The 20441-nt window shown below is 69.9% G+C and carries 21 protein-coding genes and 2 tRNA genes; 15 read left to right on the forward strand and 8 right to left on the reverse strand.

Annotated features, from left to right (window positions below; all coding sequences use genetic code 11):
* The first annotated feature begins 2 nt into the window (after positions 1-2).
* The 5 genes from DEJ32_RS06350 to DEJ32_RS06370 all read left to right on the forward strand — a co-directional run bounded on the left by DEJ32_RS06350 (position 3) and on the right by DEJ32_RS06370 (position 5920).
* Positions 3-3293, forward strand: coding sequence for a GH92 family glycosyl hydrolase (locus DEJ32_RS06350; protein ID WP_110900675.1), 3291 nt, complete (start codon positions 3-5; stop codon positions 3291-3293).
* Between the two features lie 67 nt (positions 3294-3360).
* Entirely contained in the window at positions 3361-4221 is an 861-nt protein-coding gene (locus DEJ32_RS06355) for an alpha/beta fold hydrolase (RefSeq protein ID WP_110900676.1), read from the forward strand.
* On the forward strand, positions 4214-4786 hold the full coding sequence (locus DEJ32_RS06360; RefSeq protein WP_110900677.1) for a TetR/AcrR family transcriptional regulator: 573 nt from the start codon (positions 4214-4216) through the stop codon (positions 4784-4786). The genes DEJ32_RS06355 and DEJ32_RS06360 overlap by 8 nt, the downstream gene beginning before the upstream one ends.
* Positions 4783-5166, forward strand: coding sequence for a hypothetical protein (locus DEJ32_RS06365; RefSeq protein ID WP_110900678.1), 384 nt, complete (start codon positions 4783-4785; stop codon positions 5164-5166). Before DEJ32_RS06360 ends, DEJ32_RS06365 begins: the two co-directional genes overlap by 4 nt.
* A gap of 91 nt (positions 5167-5257) precedes the next feature.
* Complete coding sequence (locus tag DEJ32_RS06370; protein ID WP_146234092.1) at positions 5258-5920, forward strand: hypothetical protein; 663 nt, start codon at positions 5258-5260, stop codon at positions 5918-5920.
* On the opposite strand, the gene DEJ32_RS06375 is transcribed toward DEJ32_RS06370, so the two are convergent.
* Positions 5831-6553, reverse strand: a complete 723-nt coding sequence (locus DEJ32_RS06375; protein ID WP_110900680.1) for a CatA-like O-acetyltransferase — start codon at positions 6551-6553, stop codon at positions 5831-5833. The two genes, DEJ32_RS06370 and DEJ32_RS06375, sit on opposite strands and share 90 nt — an antisense overlap.
* A 57-nt stretch (positions 6554-6610) precedes the next feature.
* On the opposite strand from DEJ32_RS06375, the gene DEJ32_RS06380 reads away from it, so the two are divergent.
* The 4 genes from DEJ32_RS06380 to DEJ32_RS06395 are packed head-to-tail and all read left to right on the forward strand — an operon-like array spanning position 6611 to position 8507.
* Positions 6611-7153, forward strand: coding sequence for a GNAT family N-acetyltransferase (locus DEJ32_RS06380; protein WP_181420599.1), 543 nt, complete (start codon positions 6611-6613; stop codon positions 7151-7153).
* Positions 7150-7689 carry a GNAT family N-acetyltransferase gene (locus DEJ32_RS06385; RefSeq protein WP_110900682.1) on the forward strand — a complete coding sequence of 180 codons (540 nt, stop codon included), beginning with the start codon at positions 7150-7152 and terminating at the stop codon, positions 7687-7689. Before DEJ32_RS06380 ends, DEJ32_RS06385 begins: the two co-directional genes overlap by 4 nt.
* 33 nt (positions 7690-7722) lie before the next feature.
* Positions 7723-8193, forward strand: coding sequence for a hypothetical protein (locus DEJ32_RS06390; RefSeq protein WP_110900683.1), 471 nt, complete (start codon positions 7723-7725; stop codon positions 8191-8193).
* Positions 8193-8507, forward strand: a complete 315-nt coding sequence (locus tag DEJ32_RS06395; RefSeq protein WP_110900684.1) for a transcriptional regulator — start codon at positions 8193-8195, stop codon at positions 8505-8507. Before DEJ32_RS06390 ends, DEJ32_RS06395 begins: the two co-directional genes overlap by 1 nt.
* Positions 8508-8526: 19 nt before the next feature.
* Here DEJ32_RS06395 and DEJ32_RS06400 read toward each other — a convergent pair whose 3' ends face one another.
* The 4 genes from DEJ32_RS06400 to DEJ32_RS06415 all read right to left on the reverse strand — a co-directional run bounded on the left by DEJ32_RS06400 (position 8527) and on the right by DEJ32_RS06415 (position 11974).
* Entirely contained in the window at positions 8527-9252 is a 726-nt protein-coding gene (locus DEJ32_RS06400; RefSeq protein ID WP_110900685.1) for a hypothetical protein, read from the reverse strand.
* A 730-nt stretch (positions 9253-9982) separates the two neighbouring features.
* On the reverse strand, positions 9983-10264 hold the full coding sequence (locus tag DEJ32_RS06405) for a DUF3892 domain-containing protein (protein WP_110900686.1): 282 nt from the start codon (positions 10262-10264) through the stop codon (positions 9983-9985).
* 116 nt (positions 10265-10380) lie between these two features.
* The gene (locus tag DEJ32_RS06410; RefSeq protein ID WP_110900687.1) at positions 10381-11805 is read right to left on the reverse strand and encodes a hypothetical protein; all 1425 of its coding nucleotides are present in this window, start codon (positions 11803-11805) and stop codon (positions 10381-10383) included.
* A 98-nt stretch (positions 11806-11903) separates the two neighbouring features.
* Positions 11904-11974 (reverse strand) — tRNA-Gly (locus DEJ32_RS06415).
* 53 nt (positions 11975-12027) lie between these two features.
* On the opposite strand from DEJ32_RS06415, the gene DEJ32_RS06420 reads away from it, so the two are divergent.
* The 5 genes from DEJ32_RS06420 to DEJ32_RS06440 all read left to right on the forward strand — a co-directional run bounded on the left by DEJ32_RS06420 (position 12028) and on the right by DEJ32_RS06440 (position 15372).
* Positions 12028-12291, forward strand: a complete 264-nt coding sequence (locus DEJ32_RS06420; RefSeq protein ID WP_110823810.1) for a hypothetical protein — start codon at positions 12028-12030, stop codon at positions 12289-12291.
* Between the two features lie 128 nt (positions 12292-12419).
* A tRNA-Pro gene (locus DEJ32_RS06425) sits at positions 12420-12496 on the forward strand.
* A 36-nt stretch (positions 12497-12532) separates the two neighbouring features.
* Positions 12533-13876 (forward strand): trigger factor, encoded by a 1344-nt coding sequence (tig, locus tag DEJ32_RS06430; protein ID WP_110823811.1) that lies wholly within the window; start codon positions 12533-12535, stop codon positions 13874-13876.
* Positions 13877-14056: 180 nt separating this feature from the next.
* Positions 14057-14686 carry an ATP-dependent Clp protease proteolytic subunit gene (locus DEJ32_RS06435; protein WP_110823812.1) on the forward strand — a complete coding sequence of 210 codons (630 nt, stop codon included), beginning with the start codon at positions 14057-14059 and terminating at the stop codon, positions 14684-14686.
* Between the two features lie 26 nt (positions 14687-14712).
* Positions 14713-15372, forward strand: a complete 660-nt coding sequence (locus tag DEJ32_RS06440) for an ATP-dependent Clp protease proteolytic subunit (RefSeq protein ID WP_110900688.1) — start codon at positions 14713-14715, stop codon at positions 15370-15372.
* A 67-nt stretch (positions 15373-15439) separates the two neighbouring features.
* Here the strand turns inward: DEJ32_RS06440 and DEJ32_RS06445 are convergent, their stop codons facing one another.
* Together DEJ32_RS06445 and DEJ32_RS06450 are read right to left on the reverse strand one after the other, a co-directional pair.
* The gene (locus tag DEJ32_RS06445; RefSeq protein WP_258368913.1) at positions 15440-16051 is read right to left on the reverse strand and encodes a copper resistance CopC family protein; all 612 of its coding nucleotides are present in this window, start codon (positions 16049-16051) and stop codon (positions 15440-15442) included.
* A 59-nt stretch (positions 16052-16110) separates the two neighbouring features.
* The gene (locus tag DEJ32_RS06450) at positions 16111-16863 is read right to left on the reverse strand and encodes a YcnI family protein (protein WP_110900689.1); all 753 of its coding nucleotides are present in this window, start codon (positions 16861-16863) and stop codon (positions 16111-16113) included.
* A 185-nt stretch (positions 16864-17048) separates the two neighbouring features.
* Here DEJ32_RS06450 and clpX point away from each other — a divergent pair, with 185 nt between their 5' ends.
* Positions 17049-18329 (forward strand): ATP-dependent Clp protease ATP-binding subunit ClpX, encoded by a 1281-nt coding sequence (gene clpX, locus DEJ32_RS06455; protein ID WP_110823815.1) that lies wholly within the window; start codon positions 17049-17051, stop codon positions 18327-18329.
* 69 nt (positions 18330-18398) lie between these two features.
* Here the strand turns inward: clpX and DEJ32_RS06460 are convergent, their stop codons facing one another.
* Positions 18399-20426 carry a M3 family metallopeptidase gene (locus tag DEJ32_RS06460; protein WP_110900690.1) on the reverse strand — a complete coding sequence of 676 codons (2028 nt, stop codon included), beginning with the start codon at positions 20424-20426 and terminating at the stop codon, positions 18399-18401.
* Positions 20427-20441: the final 15 nt, after the last annotated feature.

Below are 20441 nucleotides of genomic sequence, written 5' to 3' on the forward strand. Positions count from 1 at the left end.
CCATGAGTGACGAGCGCCGTGGCAGCCCGACCACCGACAGCCCGACGAGCACCGGTCCCGTGACCGCGGTCGCGGCCCGGAACGGAGTCGGGTTCGTCTCCCGGCAGGCGACCCTGATCGAACAGACCGACCCGAGGGGGACCGTGCAGGTCGTCCCCGGGTTCGCCGGACGGGAGGTCGGGCTCACCGACGTCCTGACCTGGGTCTGGTTCCCGGAGCGGTCGCTGCCCGAGGGGCAGACCGAACCGGGGGTCTCGGACCTCGACCGGTTCTGGGCCGCCACGGCGTTCGCACTCGACGTCGTCTTCACCGACCGCACCCGGCTCAGTGACGGCGTCGGTGACGCTCTCGCCCGCGACCAGTACGGGGACGCCGTCACACCCGAGGCGCAGGACGACGCCCGCAAGCAGTGGGTCGACCAGTGGAACCGGCGGACCGTCGACCTGTCGGCGGTCGCCGGCAAGGTGGTGGACCGCCTGGAGGCCCGACTCGGCCGCGCAGACGGGCCCGCGTCCGCTGACGGGCCGGATCCGGCGGTGGACAGGGCGGTCCGGGCCGACGCCGGGCCGGCCGCAGACGCGGCGTCGGCCGCAACCGTCCGCACCGTGCGCGGTTGGCTCGACGACGTCCGGATCGAGCCGGCCGGCCCCGGGACCGGTGCCGTGCCTCCCGGCGGTCGCCCGCTCGACTCCGTCCGCACCACCCGGGGCACGCACTCGTCGGGCACGTTCTCGCGCGGGAACAACGCCCCGCTCGTCGGACTCCCGCACGGCGGGGTGTTCGGCCTGCCGATGACGAACGCGTCCGACAGCCGGTGGCCGTACGCCTACCAGGAGCACAACCGCCCGAGCGACAACCGCCCGGCGATCCAGGCGTTCGCGACGAGCCACCTGCCCTCGCCGTGGATGGCCGACCGCGGGGTGTTCCAGGTCATGCCCTCCCCGCTCGCCGAGCCCGACGTCGACCGGACCGCCCGCGCGCTCGGGTTCGACCACGTCGACGAGCTCGACGGACCACACCGGTACCGGGTCGGCCTCGACGAGGGCGTCACCGCGGAGATGACCGCGGGGGAGTTCGCCCTGGCCTGGCGGTTCACCGGTGTCCGCAGCGTCGTGCTCGACCATCACGGGGTGCTCCGCTCGTGTTCGGTCCGGCTCGAGGACGGTGCGGTGGTCGTCGACGCCCTGCTCGACGACCGCCCCGAGACCCCGCCGCACCACGTCCACGTCCGGATCATCAACGCGGTCGCCGAGCACACCACCGTCGTCGACGGGGAGCTCCGCGGGTGGGTCGAGGTCACCGGGGACACCGACGTGCTGCTCGGCATCTCCACCGTCTCCGCCGAGGACGCCGTCGCGAACCTGCGTGCAGCGGGCGACTTCACCGCGATGCGCGAGCAGGCCGAGGACCGGTGGGTCGCCGAACTCGACGTGCTCCAGGTCGAGGGCGCCACCGACGACCAGCTCGTCTCGCTGTACTCCGGGCTGTACCGGGCGTTCCTCTACCCGACGCGCGCGGGGGAGACCGCTCTGGACGGGACACCGCGCCACCGTTCCCCGTACGGCGACGTCCTGTCCGAGCCGATCCGGGACGAGCCCGGACCCGAGGTCGTCGACGGGCCGCTCACCACGACGAACGGGTTCTGGGACACCTACCGCACCGCGTGGCCGCTGCTCGCGCTCCTCACCCCGGACACGGCGGCCGACCTCGCCGAGGGCGTCGTCGGACACTTCACCGACGGCGGCTGGACCCCGCGCTGGAGTGCCCCCGGCGCCGAGGACGTCATGACCGGCACCACGAGCGACACGGTCTTCGCCGACCTCGTGGCCAAGGGCGTCGACGGGTTCGACGTCGAGCAGGCCTACCGGTCGGCGGTGCGGAACGCGACCGTCCCCGCGCGCGACCGACGGGTCGGACGGAAGGGGAGCCTCCCGGGCCTGTTCCGCGGGTACGTCGACACGGCGACCGGCGAGGGAATGTCGTGGACGCTCGACGCGGCCATCAACGACTGGGGTGTCGCCGTCCTGGCGCGGGTGATGGCGGAGCGTGCCGCGGCTGCCGGAGACGCGGCCGGAGAAGCACGGTACCGGGCCGAGCACGAGTGGTTCGCCCGTCGGTCCCTGCAGTACCGGAACGTCTTTGACCGGGAGCGCGGGTTCTTCATCGGCCGGACACCGGACGGTTCGTGGCGGGACGACTCCGACCCCGACGGCGGCTTCGACCCCGACGTGTGGGGGAGCGACTACACCGAGACGAACGCGTGGGGCACGATGTTCACCGCGCCGCACGACGGTGCCGGGGTGGTCGACCTGCACGGCGGGCCGGCCGGCTTCGATGCCGCGTTCGCCCGCTTCTCGGCGCGACCGGAGACCGGTGCCACCGACCGCTCCGGGTCGTACGGGTTCGCGATCCACGAGATGACCGAGGCCCGCGACATCCGCATGGGCATGCTCGGACTGTCGAACCAGCCCGCGCACCACATCCCGTTCTTCCCCATGTTCACCGGCCGGCACGACGACGCACACCGCATCGTCCGCGAGTGCCTCGACCGGCTGTTCGTCGGCTCCGACCTCGGCCAGGGGTACCCCGGTGACGAGGACAACGGCGAGATGAGCGCCTGGTACGTGTTCGCGACGATCGGGCTGTACCCGTTGGCGCCGTCGACCGGCACCTACGTGCTCGTGCCGCCGTCGGTCCGGCGGACGGTGCTGCGTCCGCCGGGGAGTGGTTCGCCCACCGTCATCGAGACCACCGGTACCGGCCGGTTCATCGGCGCCGTCACGGTCGACGACGAGCCGTGGGGGTCCATCAGCATCCCGCACGCGGTGGTGGTCGGGGCGTCGCGGATCGTCGTCGCGCTGTCGGAGACGCCGGTCGGGTGGGCTGCGGACACGCGCCCGACCTCGGCGTCCGAGCAGCACGGGTACCGGGACACCCCGGACGACGTCCTGCCGGTCGGGGCCTCACCGCTCACGGACGACACCGGGTTGACCCAGGTGGCACTCGCCGCGGGGGAGAGCGTCGTGGTGCCGGTCACGGTCGCGGCGGCATCGCTCGTCACGGTGACCGCGGCCGCGGCGGGGACGGCATCGTGGCGGATCGTGCTGCGGGACGCCGACGAGCGCGTGGTCCATCAGCTCGACGCGCAGGACGAGGAGTTCGTGTGGGCCGGGCAGACACGGGTGTTCCCGTTCGCCGGCGGGGTCAGCGCGGGGACGCTCTCGTTCGAGGCCGTGACGCCCGTCACGCTGACGCAGCTGCAGTGCATCGCAGCCGACGGGGGTCCGTCCTGACCGGGTGTTGACACGTCCTGGCTACGGGTATTAGCTTATGGCTAACACTCGTAGCCAGGAGGCGCTCATGCTCGAACACATCCAACTCGACGGCGGCACGATCGCGGTCGACGTCAGCGGCACCGGTCCGCTCGTCGTCCTCGCACACGGCATGGGTGACAGTCGCCACTCGTACCGGTTCCTCGTCCCGGAGCTCGTCGCTGCCGGCTACCGGGTCGCGAACGTCGACATCCGCGGCTGCGGGGACTCGAGCACCGGCTGGTCCGGCTACGAGCGCGCCGACATCGCCGCGGACCTCGTGGCCGTCGTGCGGCACCTCGGCGGCCCCGCCGTCATCGTCGGGCAGTCGATCAGCGGCGGTGCCGCGACCATCGCGGCCGCGGACGCACCCGACGTCGTCGCCGGCATCGTCGAGCTGGCTCCCTTCACCCGCGCACAGTCGTTCGACCTCGGCGGGTTCCTCCGCAACCGCAACCAGCACCGTGCCGGGACGTTCCGACTCCTCACGGTCATGACGACCGGCAGCCTGCCGGGTTGGCTCGCCTACCTCGACATCGCCGTGCCCACCGAGCCCGCCGACTGGACGGAGGAGCGTCGCCGCATCGAGGACACGCTCCGGCAGCCCGAGCGCATGGCCGTCCTCCGCGCCATGACGAAGACCTCGCCGACCGACGCCGGTGCCCGGCTCGCCGACGTCCGCTGCCCGGTCCTCGTCATCGAGGGCAGCGCCGACCCGGACTGGGCCGACCCCGCCGCCGAGGGACGCCGGGTCGTCGCCGACCTGCCGTCCGGTCTCGGCGAGCTCGCCGTGATCGAGGGAGCCGGGCACTACCCGCACACCGAGACCCCGGCCGAGGTCCTGGCGCTCCTGCTCCCGTTCCTCGGCCGCACCCTCGCCGCGCTGCCGATCGGGGGCGATCGTGCCTAGGGCCGGACTCGACGCGGCGGTCGTCACCGAGGCCGCCGCCGCGCTCGCCGACGAGAACGGGCTCGCGCAGGTGAGCATGAGCACCGTCGCAGAACGGCTCGGCGTCAAGGCGCCGTCGCTCTACAAGCACGTCGACGGTCTCACCGACCTCACCCGACGGATCGCGGTCGTCGCGGTCGCGGAACTCAGCGAAGCGCTGCGGGACGCGACGCAGGGGCGGGCCGGGAGGGACGCCCTGGCCGCCGCCGCCGGTGCGGTCCGCCGGTACGTGCGTGAGCACCCCGGTCGCTACGCGGCCACGACCGGCGCTCGTCCCGCGGACGCCGACGACCCGCTCACCCTCGCACTCGACCGGACACTGTCGTCGTTCTCCGCGGTCCTCCGCGACTACGGCCTCGACCCGGCGGACGAGGTCCACGCGCTCCGGATGCTCCGAAGCGTGCTGCACGGCTTCGCGACGCTCGAGGTCTCCGGCGGATTCCAGATGGGGACCGACGTCGACGAGAGCTTCACGTGGATGATCGACTTCCTCGACCGCGGCCTGCGCGCCGGTCCGTCACGATGAGCGTCGGACACGACCCCGTCCGCGGCGGCCTCCGCGCCGGCGCGGAACTCGTCGCCTGGGTGGCCGTACCGTGGGCACTCTGGCCGCACTCGATCCCGCTTGCGATCGGGGCCGTGCTCCTGCTGCTCGTCCCGCCTGCCGTGTTCTCGACGCCCGGCGACCGGCCGGGCGGCGACGCACCGGTCGCGACGCACGGCATCGTCACGATCGTGTCGGTCCTGGCGCACCTCGTCGGCGCGACCGTCGCCGCGTGGGTGATCTGGCCCTCCTGGCTGGCCGTCGTCGTCACCGCACTGTGCGTGACCGTCGCGGTCACCGAAGTGCCCCGGTGGCGGTCGCTGCTGGCCTGGCGGCGGATGTCGCAGCCATCGGCCTCATGACCCTCGTCCCTGCACCGGCGCTCGGAGATCGCTGCTCGCCCGGCGCCCGGGCTTCCGCACCCCCGGGGACGAGCGGTGGGACGCTGTGTTCGTGATCGACCCGCGCTCGCCCGACTCAGCCGTCTTCGTCGCACCCGACGGGGACGTGTACGTGGACCGCGACGGCCCCGGTGCCGCGACGTTGCGGCGGTGGCGGGACCGGTACGACCTCGTTGCCGTCCGTCGGCGACAGCGACGGGCGGCATGGGGATGGGTGCTGCTCGCAGTCGCGACCGTCGCACTGGCGGCGGCGGTGGGTCTCGGGATCGGCGTCCTGGTGGCGGGCCCGTCCCTCCGCGCGACGACGTTCGGAGCGGGTGGGGCATTCATCGGGGTCTGGGTCTGCATCGGGACCGCGTTCGTGGTCACCTCGGGCGAACCGCGGAGCGCCGCCAGGGCTGTCGTGCCCGTCCCGGCCGTGGTGCTCGCCGCAGCGCCGGCGGACGCCAGCCCAGCCGACGTGTGGCGGTGGAGCGTCGCCGTCACGGCCGAGGCCGACCGACGTCAGACGATCGGGTACGAGACGTACGTCGAACGCCCCTTCATGCAGGAGCAGGCGGATCGGGCACGGGAGCAGTACGCGGCGGTCTACCGGGCGTACGTCGAGACCGCGCGGGAGTTGGGCCTACCGCTCCGCGAGCCGGAGATCCCCCTCCTCACGGGTGACCCGAGCGGCACGGGCCCAGCCGGCGGCCCCGGAGGTCCACTGCGGTGACGCGAACAACTCCTGCAACTCGGTCACCAGACGAGCCGCGTGGAAGCCGTCCGCCGCCGCGTGGTGGATCTGGACTGCCAGAGGCATGACGACCCGGTCCTCGGTCCGCCGGTAGCGGCCGATGGTGAAGATCGGCAACAGGTGGTCCCATGCGTCACGGATACCCAGCGTGAACCCGGTGAACGACGCCCACGGGATGCTCGACACGTCGAACACGTTCGGCGGCACGTCGTCCTGCGGGAAGAGCGAGGACGCCGTGCGGTACCGGTCGAGGACGTCGACGGCCTCACGGTGGAAGGTCGCGAAGTCCTCGCGGTGCGGCGTCCACACACACGCGAACGTCTCCCGCTCCTGGTTGAAGACCGTGAACGACGGGTGCACGACGTCCCACACGGCCGGGTCTCCGGACGAGTCGAGCGCCATGCGGAACTCCTCGTGTCGGTTGACGACGGTCGACAGCGCCCACATCTGCGCCACGGAACTCCTGACCGGTGTCCCGTGCAGGGCGCCGACCAGTTCGGTGACGTCGACGTCGATCGTCATCGCGTAGGTGCAGGGAACACGGTGGCGGTAGTGCTCGAAGTGCTCGCGGCGAGGCCAGGTCGCGACGTCGATCGGCCGGAGGGTGTCCATGGTGCCGAGCCTAGGACGGCGATGGTGCAATGCCGTCGGCCCGGTACCGTCGCTCGCATGGGTACTGCCTTCACGATCTGCCGGACCGTCGAGGACGACTGGCCACTGGTCCGCGAGCTCCGGATCGAGAACGCGACCGACAACCCGATCTCGTACGGGGCGACCCTCGAGACGACCCGCGGCATGACGGAGGACGACTGGCGTCTCCGCGCTCGGCGCGGCCAGGGGATCGACACGACCAGCCTCGCCGCGGTCGACGACCTGTCCGGCCGGTGGATCGGGATGATGAGCGCCCAGATCGGGGACGAGGACGGTCCGGGCCCGGTCCTGACCGGGGTCTTCGTCTCGCCGGCGTTCCGCGGTCGGACGCACGGTGTCGCCGACGCCCTCCTCGGGGGCATCGTGGACTGGGCGGGTCAGCGCGCGGACCACCTCCGCCTGTACGTGTACGAGCACGGGACACCGGCACGACGCTTCTACATCCGTCACGGGTTCGTCGAGACCGGCCGGACCCGACCGGTGGGCTTCACGGACGGGTCGACGCTGGAGATGGTCCGGGCACTCGAGCAGGCCGGTCGGCCGGGAGGCGCTCCCCGGTGAGCCCGATCCGTCTGGTCTCACCGGAGGACAGCACGGCGCTCGCCGACCTGCTCGTCCGCAACCGGGAGTTCCTGGCGCCGTGGAGCCCGTTCCGGGCCGACGGCCACGAAACCGTCGAGGGCCAGCGCTCGGACATCGCGCTCGTGCTCGACCGACATCAGCGGGGCGAAGCCGCTCCGTTCGTGATCCTCGATGACGACGGCGGGGTCGCTGGCCGGCTGACGTTGAGCGGCATCGTGCGGGGACCCTTCCGGTCGTGCGCGATGGGGTACTGGCTGTCGGAGGACCGAACCGGACGCGGGCTGGCCACCCGGGCTGTGGCGGCGGCGCTCGGCCACGCGTTCGACGAGCTCGGCCTCCACCGGGTCCAGGCCGAGACACTGGTGCACAACACCGCCTCGCAGCGGGTGCTGGCCCGCAACGGCTTCCTGCAGTACGGTCTGGCGCCGAGGTACCTCGAGATCGCACGCCGGTGGCAGGACCACCTCATGTTCCAACGCCTCCGCGATGATCCGCCGGTGGCGCCGATCCGTTGACTTTCCAAGCTGGCAAATGATTGACTTGCCGACATGGAAAACGAGCACGACCTGGCCCGAGCCCGTGAAGCGCTCGCTGCCGTCGAAGCCACCCGCGCCTCCGTCGCCGACCGCCTCGTGACGCCCTGGTGGTACCACCCGACGCTCGGGCTGCTGACCGCCGCCTACCTCGTCGGCTACACGCTCGGCGGCACAGTCGTCCGGATGAGCGTCCTCATCGCCTTCTTCGTCGGACTCGGCGCCCTCGTCTCCGTCTACCGTCGCCGGACCGGTGTCTGGGTCTCCGGACACCGGGCAGGCGCCGCCACCCGATGGGCGGTGGCGATGGGGGTGTCGGCCGTCGTCGTGGTGGTGACCGCCATGGTCGTCCATGCCGCCACGGGCCTCCTCTGGCCGGTGTGGGTGTGCGCCGGGGTCCTGTTCGTCCTGATCGTCGCTCTCGGGCGGCGGTTCGACGCGCGCTTGCGGTCGGAGTTGCGCAGCGGCCACGTGGTCGCGTCCTGATGGCCTCCCCGCTCGACGAGCCGGCGAGCGGCGCCTCTCCGACCTTCGACGAGGTCGTGCATGCCCCGAACCGTCTGCAGATCTGCGCCTTCCTCGACCCGCTGGACGAAGCCGAGTTCTCGGTCGTCCGCGACGCACTCGGTGTGAGTGACTCGGTGACGAGCAAACAGGTGAAGGTGCTGCAGTCGGCCGGCTACGTCACGGTGAGCAAACCCACCGGCAACGGCCGTGTCAAGACGTGGCTCGCGCTCACCCCGGAGGGTCGGCGCGCGTACCGAGCGCACGTTGCCGCCCTGCGGGTGCTGCTGGGCTGAGTCAGCCTGTGACGGAGCGTCAGGCGTGTTCGGCCAGGTGCGCGCCCCACACGGCGTAGGTGTCCCGGTAGCGGTGCTCCTCCGCCTCCGGACGCCACACCGACCGCGTCAGCTCCTCGGGGAAGCCCACGACGTCGACGCGCGGGTGGTCGGCTGCCACCGCACACGACCGGCGGTTGAGCTCCCGGCCGTGCGCACCGGCCGCGATCCGTGCCGGTCGGGAGAGGCTGCCGGCGTTGTCGAGCGGCGGGATCGCACCGACGAGGACCCGGGCGCCGGGCGGGAGTGCGTCGAGGAGCGCGGCGAGGGTGTCGCGGAGGTGCCGTTCCCAGGTGAGCGGCGACATCACCCGGAGGGCGTCCGTGATGCCGACCATGACGACGACGAGCTCACAGCCACGCAGGTGCTCGCGGTGTCCGTCCACCACGGTCGGCAGGTCCCGCACGCTCGACGACGGGGCGCTCGCGATGGACCACGACGTCCCGCAGCCACGCCGTGCGGTGCGGTGCCGGGCGAAGAACGCCGGCAGGGACAGCTCGTGGGTGCGCACGCCGAGCGAGAGCTCCCCGCGCTCGCCGAGGAACAGGACCCGTGTGACGTCCGATCCGACGACCGTTCCCTCCGCGGGGTCGTCCGGGTACACGTCCCACGCTGCGTCGGAACGACGGAAGAGGAACTCGCTGAACCGGCCGACGCGTGCCGGCAGCGTGACGGCGGATCGGACGGCCGTGCGGACTCGTGACATGGGTGCGCCGCCGTCGATCCCTGCGGGGGCGGGGTGCGCCGCGCGTCGACGTCCTTCCGGCCAGCGCCACGCTAGTCCTCGGGAATGTGGACCACCGGGGTACAACATGCTGCTTCGGAGGGGATGACGGGAATCGAACCCGCGTAACTATCCGGAAGAACGTCCCTCGTCCTGTAGCGGCGCGAACCGACCCAACCAACCTGGTCCTGGAAGCGCCGTTCTTACCCGTACTTCCGGGCCTTCCCGTGAACCGCGCTAGCTGGCTTCTGTCCGGCTTGGTTGGCGGTAGCGGAGCGCGGTAGGAGGGGCTCCCGGGGCGGGGGCTATTCGATGCCCTTCCGAGGCAGGCCCCATCGCTTCTCGAGGCGCTCTGAGATGGACCATTCGCGGACTGGTCCTGCGAGAGAGTCATTCAAGTCCGCTACGTCGAGGTAGTGCTCGCGCGGTTCCCGGGCAGAAGGGGATTGCGGGACGCTGTGCTTCACAGCACGTGGGCCTACCTCCTGCCGATCGCTTCGCGCGGGCGTCGTGCAGCACATGCACTTTCGCGACCTGCGCCCACACGCACGCCTCGCTCATGCTTGCTGCGGGCTTCAGGCTGTACGAGGTCCGCCGCTGGAAAAGGCGCGTCCGTGTCTACGACCGACACCATCTACGGCCACCTATTCTCGACGGGCTCGACGACCAGGTTGCCCGGTTCGAGGCTTTCGTTGCAGCTCGATAGCCCGACCTAGAACGTCGGCAGGTTGACTAGATTGTTGGTCCACTTGCCATCGGCATAGGTGCGAAGGTACGGGGCTCCAGAATCCGGGCGAACTACCCCAACAGGCACCCTCGTAGTGCCAGCGCCGACGTACGCTGCTCCGTCCTTGCCCTCGACGAAGGCAACCATCGAGGGCTTGTCGGTGTCGCCGGTCTTGCCGTTGATCGGATTGATCCAGCGATACCTCACGATGCTTGACTCGGTCCTCGTCGTTCCGCCAAAGCGGACGTGTGTGACCCGAACAGCCATGTTGACTCCATTCCTCGCGGACGCCACTCTGACGACTTTGTGAGTGTGTCACCTACCGCCGACAATGACTCGTACATTCCTCACCCCTTGCGACGACTCGCGGTTCATCAAGGGTGTCAGTCGCGATCGTCACTCGTCACCTCTACCCACGTGCCTTTTTCGGTTACACGCACTCCGACGCTGTCGAATCGCTGCTGAAGGTCCCAAAGCTCGTCACCCTTGCGGTAGGGCTCAAGTAGTTCGTTGCCCTTGCCCGTCAGGTCAAGGGCTAGGAGTCGAACGAGCAAGCTGTTGGTCGAGCTGACGAGGTACGTGTGCTCCGAGTTAGGGAAGTCGCCCCGGTCTGCGTGCTTGACGTCGTTGTAATTGTTGGCGATTGCCCGAGCGAGCCCTACGTTGCTGGCCACGTACTTGCCCCAGGTGATCTGGAGCTGGTCCAAGCACCTGTAGATGTTCGTGGCAGTGGATGGCCGGCCCCGTCCATAGGTTTCCTTCTCTCCGGGGCGTTCGCCAATCATCGTGCCTGCCGCTTCGAGGCTCATTGACGTGGAGATGACCCGGTCTTCGATGTAGGCGCGTTTCCTGCTCAAGACCCCGGCGCTGGGAAGGATGAAGCGGCTCCAGGCGTCGTACTGCTCCGACCACTCTGCGAGTCCATCTGGCCCGATTTGCTGTAGGTGAGCGATGGCTCGCCCGAGCTCCTTGCGGGACGGGACAGGTGTGAAGCGCTCGCGGACGGTTCGGTCGGAGATGAGCTCTACGAACGGGTGGTTGTACACCTTCCCGCCCATTAGCCTCGATGCGAATCGCTCGTCTTGAACCTTGTGCTCGCGGAACGAGATCTGGCGGCCGTAGAGGAACACAAGCAGTGAGGCGATCTTGCGTTGCGCGACGAAGTGATCAAAGAACGAGCGGGGACCGTCGTCGAATCGACTCTCGAGAACAACGTTGTCTGAGAGCTCCACCGCACGGTTGTAGCCGTCGGTGTGCTCAGCAACTGTCCACTCGGCCCGGAGGCTCAGTGTCGCCTTCCCGTGACGCCAATTCACCTCCTCAGGCGAGCGGAGCCTGTAAGTCACCGCCTGGACTCGGTGCTCGTCATCCGTCTCGTGTTCATCGGTGGTTGCCGTCAGGCGTGTCCACTCGTTCAGGCCGTCGAGTCGGCTCCGTACCGTCTGCACCCTGAGTTCATCGGCCAGGTCGCCGTCACGCGACGACAGAACGGTCTCCGCTGGGCTGAGCTTCCCGAGCGAGACGTTCCTGCCCATGTTCTCCGAGTGCCCCGTCCACCGATTGCCGAAAAAACTGACGGGGCCATCGGCCGTGTGAAGCACCAAGTTATTGGGGGCGGCCTCATCACGGAACCACTCCTGAACGTGCTTAAACTGCCCTGCTTCGTCGTAGCTGACGTAGGGAACTTCGACTCGAACGCCGTACTGCTCGGACAGTTCGAGGATTGCTGCCTGGTAAGGAGTCTCTGGGACCCCGTCAACGAGGTGTCCGGTGACCCTGTCACCCAAAGTGAGCTTCTCTATCGCCATGGTCGCAGCCTAGAAGCCACCACGGACGAAGGGTTTCGGAAGCATTCGGCCTGAGCGTCCGTTGCCGGGACCGGCCTACTCACCAGTAGCCACAAGGGAGGGGATGACGGGAATCGAACCCGCGTAGCCAGTTTGGAAGACTGGGGCTCTACCATTGAGCTACATCCCCGCGACCGCGCACGAGTCGCGGCCCCACCACCATACCGGACGAACGACACCGCCATGATCCTGCCGCCGCCGGACGAGTCGTCGCAGCGCACGATCAAGCGCTCCCGGGTGCTCTCGTACGTGCTCGTCGCGGTCGCCGCGGTGGTGCTGTCGCTGCGTCCGGAACTGCTCGGCGACCCGCAGGCGCAGCCGTGGCACGCGCTGCTGCACGTGTGGCGGATCGTGGTCGGTCTGCTGCTCGGGGTCGCCGCGCTGGCCGTCCAGGTCATCGTCGGGGTGCGCTGGCGGCAGGGCCTCCGGAAGTCCGCGGACGACTGACTTCCCCACAACCGAGGGTCCTGCCGGGGATCGCGCATCGCGAGCCCGCTAGACTCATCGAGGTCGTGGGGCCGGACTCGTCCTGCCCGCGCGTCAACAGGCGCACACGACGATCCTGGCCCTCGTACCGGGGCGTAGCTCAGCTTGGTAGAGCGCCCGCTTTGGGAGCGGGAGGTCGCAGGTTCAAATCCTGTCGCCCCGACCAGGTCACATCGAACGTCAACCAACAGGAGAACATCCCTTGGCCACCAGCACCGTCGACAAGGTGAGCGACACCCGCGTCAAGCTCACCGTGAACGTGACGCCGGAAGATCTCAAGCCGAGCATCGACCACGCGTACAAGCACATCGCCGAGCAGATCAACATCCCCGGCTTCCGCAAGGGCAAGGTCCCGCCGGCGATCGTCGACCAGCGTGTCGGCCGCGGCGAGGTCCTGAACCACGCCGTCGGTGACGCCATCGACACCTTCTACCGCCAGGCGGTGGACGAGCAGGAGCTGCGCATCCTCGGCCGTGCCGAGGCCGACGTCGCCGAGCTCCCGAACGTCAAGGACTTCTCCGGCGACCTCGTCCTCACCTTCGAGGTGGACGTGCGTCCCGAGTTCGACCTGCCCGACTACGGCTCCATGGAGATCGAGGTCGACGCGGTCGAGGTCTCCGACGAGGAGATCGACGAGGAACTGCAGAACCTCCGCACGCGCTTCGGCACGCTCGTGACCGTCGACCGTCCGGCCAAGGTCGGCGACTTCGCGCAGCTCGACCTCACCGCCACCATCGGTGACGACGAGGTCGACTCGGCCACCGGCGTCTCCTACGAGATCGGCTCGGGCGATCTGCTCGAGGGCATCGACGAGGCGCTCGAGTCGCTCACCGCCGGCGAGTCCACCACCTTCGAGTCGAAGCTCGTCGGTGGCGACCGCGAGGGCGAGACCGCCCAGATCGCCGTGACCGTCACCGCCGTCAAGGAGCGCGAGCTCCCCGAGGCCGACGACGAGTTCGCCCAGATCGCCAGCCAGTTCGACACGCTCGACGAGCTCAAGGTCGACCTCAAGGAGCAGATCGCCAAGTCGAAGACCTTCGGCCAGGGCGCTGCCGCTCGGGACAAGCTCGTCGAGCAGCTCCTCGAGTCGGTCGAGATCCCGATCTCGGAGAAGCTCATCGAGGACGAGGTGCACCGTCACCTCGAGCAGGAGAACCGCCTCGAGGACGACGAGCACCGCAAGGAGGTCGCCGAGTCCAGCGAGAAGGCGTTCCGCTCGCAGATCCTGCTCGACTCCATCGCCGAGAAGGAGCAGATCCAGGTCTCGCAGGAGGAGCTCACGCAGTACCTGATCCAGGCCGCTGCCCAGTACGGCATGGAGCCCGCCGAGTTCATCAAGGTGATCGACCAGAACGGCCAGATCCCCGGCATGGTCGGCGAGGTCGCCCGCTCGAAGGCCGTCGCGACGGTCCTGTCGAAGGTCACCGTGAAGGACACGGCCGGCAACCCGGTCGACCTCTCCGCGTTCACCGCGGGTGTCGCCCAGGGCGACGACGTCGACGCGGACGAGACCGACGACGAGTCGGCCGAGGCCGACGCGAAGTAGTCGCGACCATTCTCACGAACGGGAGGCACGGTGCCAGCTGGCACCGTGCCTCCCGTTCGTGTTCCCGCACGTTCCGACCGTGTTCCCGGTCTGCCTGACCGCCGACAGCGAACACACGAGACCACGTGCGTTGCAACCGATAAGTTCGACAACAAGCGACAACTGAACGGGAGCTTTTCCATGGCCGAAGCAACACTGAACCCCAGTGTTTTTGACCGCCTTCTGAGAGACCGGATCGTGTGGCTCGGCTCCGAGGTCCGCGACGACAACTCGAACGAGATCGCAGCCAAGCTGCTGCTCCTCGCCGCCGAGGACCCTGAGAAGGACATCTACCTCTACATCAACTCGCCCGGTGGCTCGATCACCGCCGGCATGGCGATCTACGACACGATGCAGTTCGTGCCGAACGACATCGTCACGGTGGGCATCGGTCTCGCCGCGTCGATGGGGCAGTTCCTGCTCTCGTCCGGCACGCCCGGCAAGCGCTACATCACGCCGAACGCGCGCGTGCTCCTGCACCAGCCGTCCGGTGGCTTCGGTGGTACCGCCGCCGACATCCAGACGCAGGCGAAGGTCATCCTCGACATGAAGCAGCGGATGGCCGAGCTCACGGCTGAGCAGACCGGCAAGTCCATCGAGCAGATCCTCAAGGACAACGACCGCGACAACTGGTTCTCGGCACAGGAAGCCCTCGAGTACGGCTTCGTCGACCACCTGCGCGCCTCGTCCGCCGAGGTCGTCGGTGGTGGTGGCACCGTCAGCGACGGCGAGACCCCCACGCCGGCCGCCGAGCCCGACGCCCAGTCCTGATCCCCACCGAAGAAAAGGAAACGAGAATGCATCTCCCCATGCTCGGTGGCGCGCAGAACGTCCCGGCTCCCACCGACCGGTACATCCTCCCGAGCTTCGAAGAGCGCACGGCTTACGGCTACAAGCGGCAGGACCCGTACGCGAAGCTGTTCGAGGACCGCATCGTGTTCCTCGGCGTGCAGGTCGACGACGCGTCCGCTGACGACGTCATGGCCCAGCTGCTCGTGCTCGAGTCGATGGACCCGGACCGCGACATCGTGATGTACATCAACTCGCCCGGTGGCTCGTTCACCGCGATGACGGCGATCTACGACACGATGCAGTACATCCGCCCGCAGATCCAGACGGTCTGCCTCGGTCAGGCCGCATCGGCCGCGTCGGTGCTCCTCGCCGGCGGGACCCCGGGCAAGCGCCTGGCGCTCCCGAACGCCCGCGTGCTCATCCACCAGCCCGCTGTCCAGCAGGGTGGCGGTCAGGCGTCCGACATCGAGATCCAGGCGGCGGAGATCCTCCGCATGCGCACCTGGCTCGAGGAGACGCTGTCGAAGCACTCCAACAAGACGCCGGCGCAGATCAACCACGACATCGAGCGCGACAAGATCATGTCCGCGCAGGAAGCGGTGGAGTACGGCCTGATCGACCAGGTCCTCACCAGCCGCAAGAACCTGCCGGCGCTCGTCAAGTAGCGCGACACGACGACGGCCCCGTACCGAGTTCGGTACGGGGCCGTCGTCGTGTCCGGGGTGGTCCGGCTCAGCCCTCGTCGGGGTCGTCGGCGGCAGGCGCCGGGCGACGACGGACGAGCAGGAGCACGGCGACCGCCGCAGCCACGACGACGAGGCCGCCCGCACCGATCCACAGGGCGTCGGACGCGGTGGACGACGTCGTCCCGGACTCGGTGCCCGTCGTGCTCGCGGCCGCTGACGACCCGCCCGCGTCCGCGGCACACGTCGGCGGTTCCGTGGAGCCCGCTGCGGGGGAGAACCCGGCGGGCGCGTCCCACCTGAAGTCGTACGAGTCCGAGACCGTGTGCCCGTCCGCGGAGATGATCTGCCACTCGACGGTGTACTCCCCGGAGTCGCCGAGTGCGGCGGCGGTGGTCATCGTCGGACCGTCCACGTCGACGCAGCCGTCCTCGAAGTACTCCCCGTCCGGGCCGACCACGCGGAAGGCGAACCCGGAGTCGGTGTCGCCGATGTCGAGCAGGCGGTCGTTCGTGGTGATCGCGAACGACTCCGGCAGCTCGGTCAGGGTGCTGTCGGCCGCCGGGGTGGCGGAGACGAGGTAGTTGTGCGCGCTGGCGGGGGCAGCGAGCCCGAGGACCGCGCTGCCCGCGATCGCGAGCGCCGCGGCGGACGCGGCCACGAGCCTCCCGGCCCGACCGCGCACGTCCGCCGGGCGCGAGCCCGTCTGCGTGCCCGACGTCACTTCGTGCTGCCGCGACGGCGCGACGCGGCGACCGAGACGACGAGCGCGACGGCGCCGAGGAGCAGGCCACCGAGGCCGAGGAACCGGCCGACCAGGTCGGGGTCCGCCGGAGCGGTCGAGGACGCACTGGAGGCCGTGGTCGCCGCCGACTCGCCGGACTCGGTCGACTCCGTGGCGCCGTGGGCGTGCTCGTCCTCCGCGGTGTCCGCCGCGGTCAGCGTGATCGTGGGCGCCGGGTGCTCGGGCTCGGCCTTGCCGGCCTCGGTCGTCTGGTCCCACTCGGTGGAGCCCTCCTCGCAGGTCTGCGAGACGGGCATCGCGACGGTGTCGCCGGCCGTGCCGTCCGGCAGGGCGAAGGAGAGCGCGAAGGTGTCGCGCTCGTCGGCGGGGAGCGGGGTCTTCGCGGTGTAGGTGACGCTCGTGACCCGCTCGGCCGCGGCTTCCGACTCGTCCTCGTCCGCCGCGGCACTGGGCGCCGTGTACGGCTCGGTCTCCTTCGTGATCGTCCAGTTCGGGTTGACCGTGGGCGTGACCTCGATGACGGACTCGGGGACGTGGAACCGGAGCTTCGTCGTGGGGGAACCGTCGCAGCCGTGCGGGACGGAGAACGTCACCGTGGTGTACGAGTTCGCCGCCGTCGAGGTGGCGTCCGCGCCGACGTGTGCGCTGGCAGCGGCCGCGGAGCCGAGGACGATCGCGGCGGCGACACCGAGGGTGGCGACGCTGCCGGTGGCGAGGCGCTTGTGCATGGTTCCTCCAGGAGCCGTTCTCTACAACTTGTAGAGCAACGGCGACCACGCTACCAGGCCGCCGACGCCGTGGGCGAACGCGGCCGGGGGTCCCGCGCTGTGTCGGCGGATGCGGTTAGGCTCGGTCCCACGACGACCTCGTGCACCGCACTGGCGGCGCGCGTCGACCAGGGAAGGCCGAGAGCATGGCACGCATCGGAGAGAGCGCCGACCTCCTGAAGTGCTCCTTCTGTGGGAAGAGCCAGAAGCAGGTACAGCAGCTGATCGCCGGCCCCGGCGTCTACATCTGTGACGAATGCGTCGAACTCTGTAACGAGATCATCGAGGAACGCCTCGCCGAAGCGGGGGAGGACACCGGCAGCGGCGAGTTCGACCTGCCGAAGCCCCGCGAGATCTTCGACTTCCTGCAGGAGTACGTCATCGGGCAGGACCCGGCCAAGCGTGCCCTCGCGGTGGCCGTCTACAACCACTACAAGCGCGTCCGTGCGCAGGGGCAGATCACCGCCGCCGAGGACCGCGACGACGTCGAGATCGCCAAGTCGAACATCCTGCTCATCGGTCCGACCGGCTGCGGCAAGACCTACCTGGCGCAGACCCTCGCGAAGCGGCTCAACGTGCCGTTCGCGGTCGCGGACGCCACCGCCCTGACCGAGGCCGGCTACGTGGGCGAGGACGTCGAGAACATCCTCCTCAAGCTCATCCAGGCCGCCGACTACGACGTCAAGCGCGCCGAGACCGGCATCATCTACATCGACGAGGTCGACAAGATCGCGCGGAAGGCCGAGAACCCCTCGATCACGCGCGACGTCTCCGGCGAGGGCGTCCAGCAGGCGCTCCTCAAGATCCTCGAGGGCACGGTCGCCTCCGTCCCGCCGCAGGGCGGCCGGAAGCACCCGCACCAGGAGTTCATCCAGATCGACACGACGAACGTCCTGTTCATCGTGGCCGGGGCGTTCGCCGGGCTCGAGGAGATCGTGTCCTCGCGCGTCGGCAAGCACGGCATCGGCTTCGGCGCGCAGCTGCACAGCCCGCTCGACCAGCAGGACCTGTACGCCGACGTTCTGCCGGAGGACCTGCACAAGTTCGGGCTCATCCCGGAGTTCATCGGTCGCCTGCCCGTCGTCACGACGGTGTCGAAGCTCGACCAGGCCGCGCTCATGCAGATCCTGACCGAGCCGAAGAACGCCCTCGTCCGGCAGTACCAGCGCATGTTCCAGATCGACGGCGTCGAGCTCGAGTTCGACCAGGGTGCGCTCGAGGCCATCGCGGACCTCGCCGTCCTGCGGCAGACGGGCGCTCGCGGCCTCCGGGCGATCATGGAAGAGGTCCTCGGGCCGATCATGTTCGACATCCCGTCGGACGACGACGTCGCTCGCGTGGTCATCAACCGGGCCACCGTGCTCGAGAACGCCGCGCCGACGATCGTCCCGCGGTCGCAGCCGAAGCGCGTCGAGAAGTCCGCGTAGCGGCGGCGACGGCAGCGGCGCACCGCCGTCGCCGTCGCCGCCGTCGCGCGGCCTACTCGTGCCCGCGGCCTACTCGAGCCCGCGGCGTCGCAGGAGCGGCCCGACCTCGGCGTCGCGGCCGCGGAAGGCGCGGTACGCCTCGAGCGGGTCCTTCGCCCCGCCGACGCCGAGCAGGAGACGGGCGAACCGCTCGCCGGCCTCGCGCGAGAGCCCGCCGTTGTCGCGGAACCACTCCACGGTGTCGGCGTCGAGCACCTCGCTCCAGATGTAGCCGTAGTACCCGGCGTCGTACCCGCCCGAGAACGTGTGCGCGAAGTACGTCGACGAGTAGCGGGGCGGGACGGCCGGGGCGTCGACGCCGGCGTCGGCCAGGGCCTGCCGTTCGAATGCCTCGACGTCGGTGACCGCGGCCGCTTCGGCAGCGGTGAGCCGGTGCCAGGCCTGGTCGAGCAGTGCGGCCGCCAGGTACTCGGTCGTGCCGAAGCCCTCGTTGAACCCCTCCGAGTCGCTGAGCCCGAGGACGAGTTCGGGCGGCATCGGCTCGCCGGTCTCGTAGTGCTTCGCGTAGTTCGCCAACACCGAGGGCCAGGTCACCCACATCTCGTTGACCTGCGACGGGAACTCGACGAAGTCACGCTCGACGTTCGTGCCGGAGAACCGCGGGTAGGTCGTGCGGGCGATCAACCCGTGCAGCGCGTGTCCGAACTCGTGGAACAGCGTCTCCACCTCGTCCTGCGTCAGGAGCGTGGCCGAACCCGCGGCGGGCTTCGGCACGTTGAGGTTGTTCACGACGACGGGGAGCGTGCCGAGCAGGTGCGACTGCTCCACGACGGGGTTCATCCACGCGCCGCCCCGCTTGCCGTCCCGCGTGTGCAGGTCGAGCAGGTACAGCCCCACGGGCTCGTCCTGCTCGTCGGTGACCTCGAACACGCGGACCTCGTCGTTGTAGCCACGGAGGTCGGGTCGTTCGGTGAACCGCAGGCCGTACAGGGCGGTCGCCGCGTGGAAGACGCCGTCGACCAGGACCCGGTCGGCTTCCAGGTAGGGGCGGAGCGCTCCACTGTCGGCGGCGAACTGCTCACCGCGCAGGACCTCGGTGGCGTACGCCCAGTCCCACGACTCGACCTCGTACCCGACGGTCCGCGACCGCACCGCCCGCTCGTCGCGTGCGTTGGCGGTGGCGGCCGGCACGAGCGACGACAGCAGCCCGGCGACGGCGTCGGGGTCGCCGGCGGTTTCGTCGGCCGTGACGACCGAGGCGTGGTCGCGGAACCCGAGCAGCTCCGCGCGCTCGGCACGGAGGCGCACGATCCGCAGCAGGACGTCGCGGTTGTCGAAGGCGTTGCCGCGTCGTCCGCGGGAGAGCGACGCCTCCATGATCCGCTGTCGGAGCCCGCGGTCGGTGAGCGTGGCGAGCCACGGGTGCCCGGTGTAGAGCGGCAGGGTGACGAGCCAGCCGTCCAAGCCGCGGTCGGCCGCTGCGGTGGCGGCCGCGGACAGTGCGCCGTCGTCGAGCCCGGCGAGCTCGGACTCGTCGGTGACGTGCACGGCCGCGTCGTTCGTGTCCTCGAGCAGGTTCCGCTCGAAGGTCGTCGTCAACGAGGAGAGCTCCTGGTTGACGGCGGTCAGTCGTTCCTTGCCGGCGTCGTCGAGCCCGGCGCCGGCGAGCGTCATCTCGGTCAGGGTGCGGTCGACGAGGCGTCGGTCCTCGTCCGACAGACCGGCAGTGTCCTCGAGGTCGTCGTGCACGGCCCGCACGCGCGCGTACAGGCGGGCGTCGAGCACGACGGCGTCACGGTGAGCGGCCAGGAGCGGGGACAGTTCGGCCTCGAGGTCGCGGAGCGCATCGGTCGAGTCGGCCGAGGTGACGGTGGAGAAGACCATCTCGACCCGCTGCAGCAGCTGTCCGGACCGTTCGAGCGCGACGAGGGTGTTCTCGAACGTCGGCGGGTGCGGGTCGGTGGCGATCGCCTCCACCTCGGCGCGGTGCTCGGCCATCCCGGCGTCGAACGCCGGTCGGTAGTGCTCCGTCCGGACGTCGTCGAACGGCGGGAGGGCGTAGGGGAGAGTGCTCGGTTCGTCGAACGGAGTGGCCATCCCCACAACCTATCC

Source organism: Curtobacterium sp. MCPF17_046 (assembly GCF_003224295.1).
In the GTDB taxonomy this organism is placed as follows: domain Bacteria; phylum Actinomycetota; class Actinomycetes; order Actinomycetales; family Microbacteriaceae; genus Curtobacterium.

Bases quoted from the DNA above. Each gene is read 5' to 3' on its own strand.
- DEJ32_RS06350 (WP_110900675.1), top strand. From the start codon at position 3: ATGAGTGACGAGCGCCGTGGCAGCCCGACCACCGACAGCCCGACGAGC.
- DEJ32_RS06355 (WP_110900676.1), top strand. From the start codon at position 3,361: ATGCTCGAACACATCCAACTCGACGGCGGCACGATCGCGGTCGACGTC.
- DEJ32_RS06365 (WP_110900678.1), top strand. From the start codon at position 4,783: ATGAGCGTCGGACACGACCCCGTCCGCGGCGGCCTCCGCGCCGGCGCG.
- DEJ32_RS06375 (WP_110900680.1), bottom strand. From the start codon at position 6,553: ATGGACACCCTCCGGCCGATCGACGTCGCGACCTGGCCTCGCCGCGAG.
- DEJ32_RS06380 (WP_181420599.1), top strand. From the start codon at position 6,611: ATGGGTACTGCCTTCACGATCTGCCGGACCGTCGAGGACGACTGGCCA.
- DEJ32_RS06390 (WP_110900683.1), top strand. From the start codon at position 7,723: ATGGAAAACGAGCACGACCTGGCCCGAGCCCGTGAAGCGCTCGCTGCC.
- DEJ32_RS06395 (WP_110900684.1), top strand. From the start codon at position 8,193: ATGGCCTCCCCGCTCGACGAGCCGGCGAGCGGCGCCTCTCCGACCTTC.
- DEJ32_RS06400 (WP_110900685.1), bottom strand. From the start codon at position 9,252: ATGTCACGAGTCCGCACGGCCGTCCGATCCGCCGTCACGCTGCCGGCA.
- DEJ32_RS06405 (WP_110900686.1), bottom strand. From the start codon at position 10,264: ATGGCTGTTCGGGTCACACACGTCCGCTTTGGCGGAACGACGAGGACC.
- DEJ32_RS06410 (WP_110900687.1), bottom strand. From the start codon at position 11,805: ATGGCGATAGAGAAGCTCACTTTGGGTGACAGGGTCACCGGACACCTC.
- DEJ32_RS06420 (WP_110823810.1), top strand. From the start codon at position 12,028: ATGATCCTGCCGCCGCCGGACGAGTCGTCGCAGCGCACGATCAAGCGC.
- DEJ32_RS06435 (WP_110823812.1), top strand. From the start codon at position 14,057: ATGGCCGAAGCAACACTGAACCCCAGTGTTTTTGACCGCCTTCTGAGA.
- DEJ32_RS06440 (WP_110900688.1), top strand. From the start codon at position 14,713: ATGCATCTCCCCATGCTCGGTGGCGCGCAGAACGTCCCGGCTCCCACC.
- DEJ32_RS06450 (WP_110900689.1), bottom strand. From the start codon at position 16,863: ATGCACAAGCGCCTCGCCACCGGCAGCGTCGCCACCCTCGGTGTCGCC.
- clpX (WP_110823815.1), top strand. From the start codon at position 17,049: ATGGCACGCATCGGAGAGAGCGCCGACCTCCTGAAGTGCTCCTTCTGT.
- DEJ32_RS06460 (WP_110900690.1), bottom strand. From the start codon at position 20,426: ATGGCCACTCCGTTCGACGAACCGAGCACTCTCCCCTACGCCCTCCCG.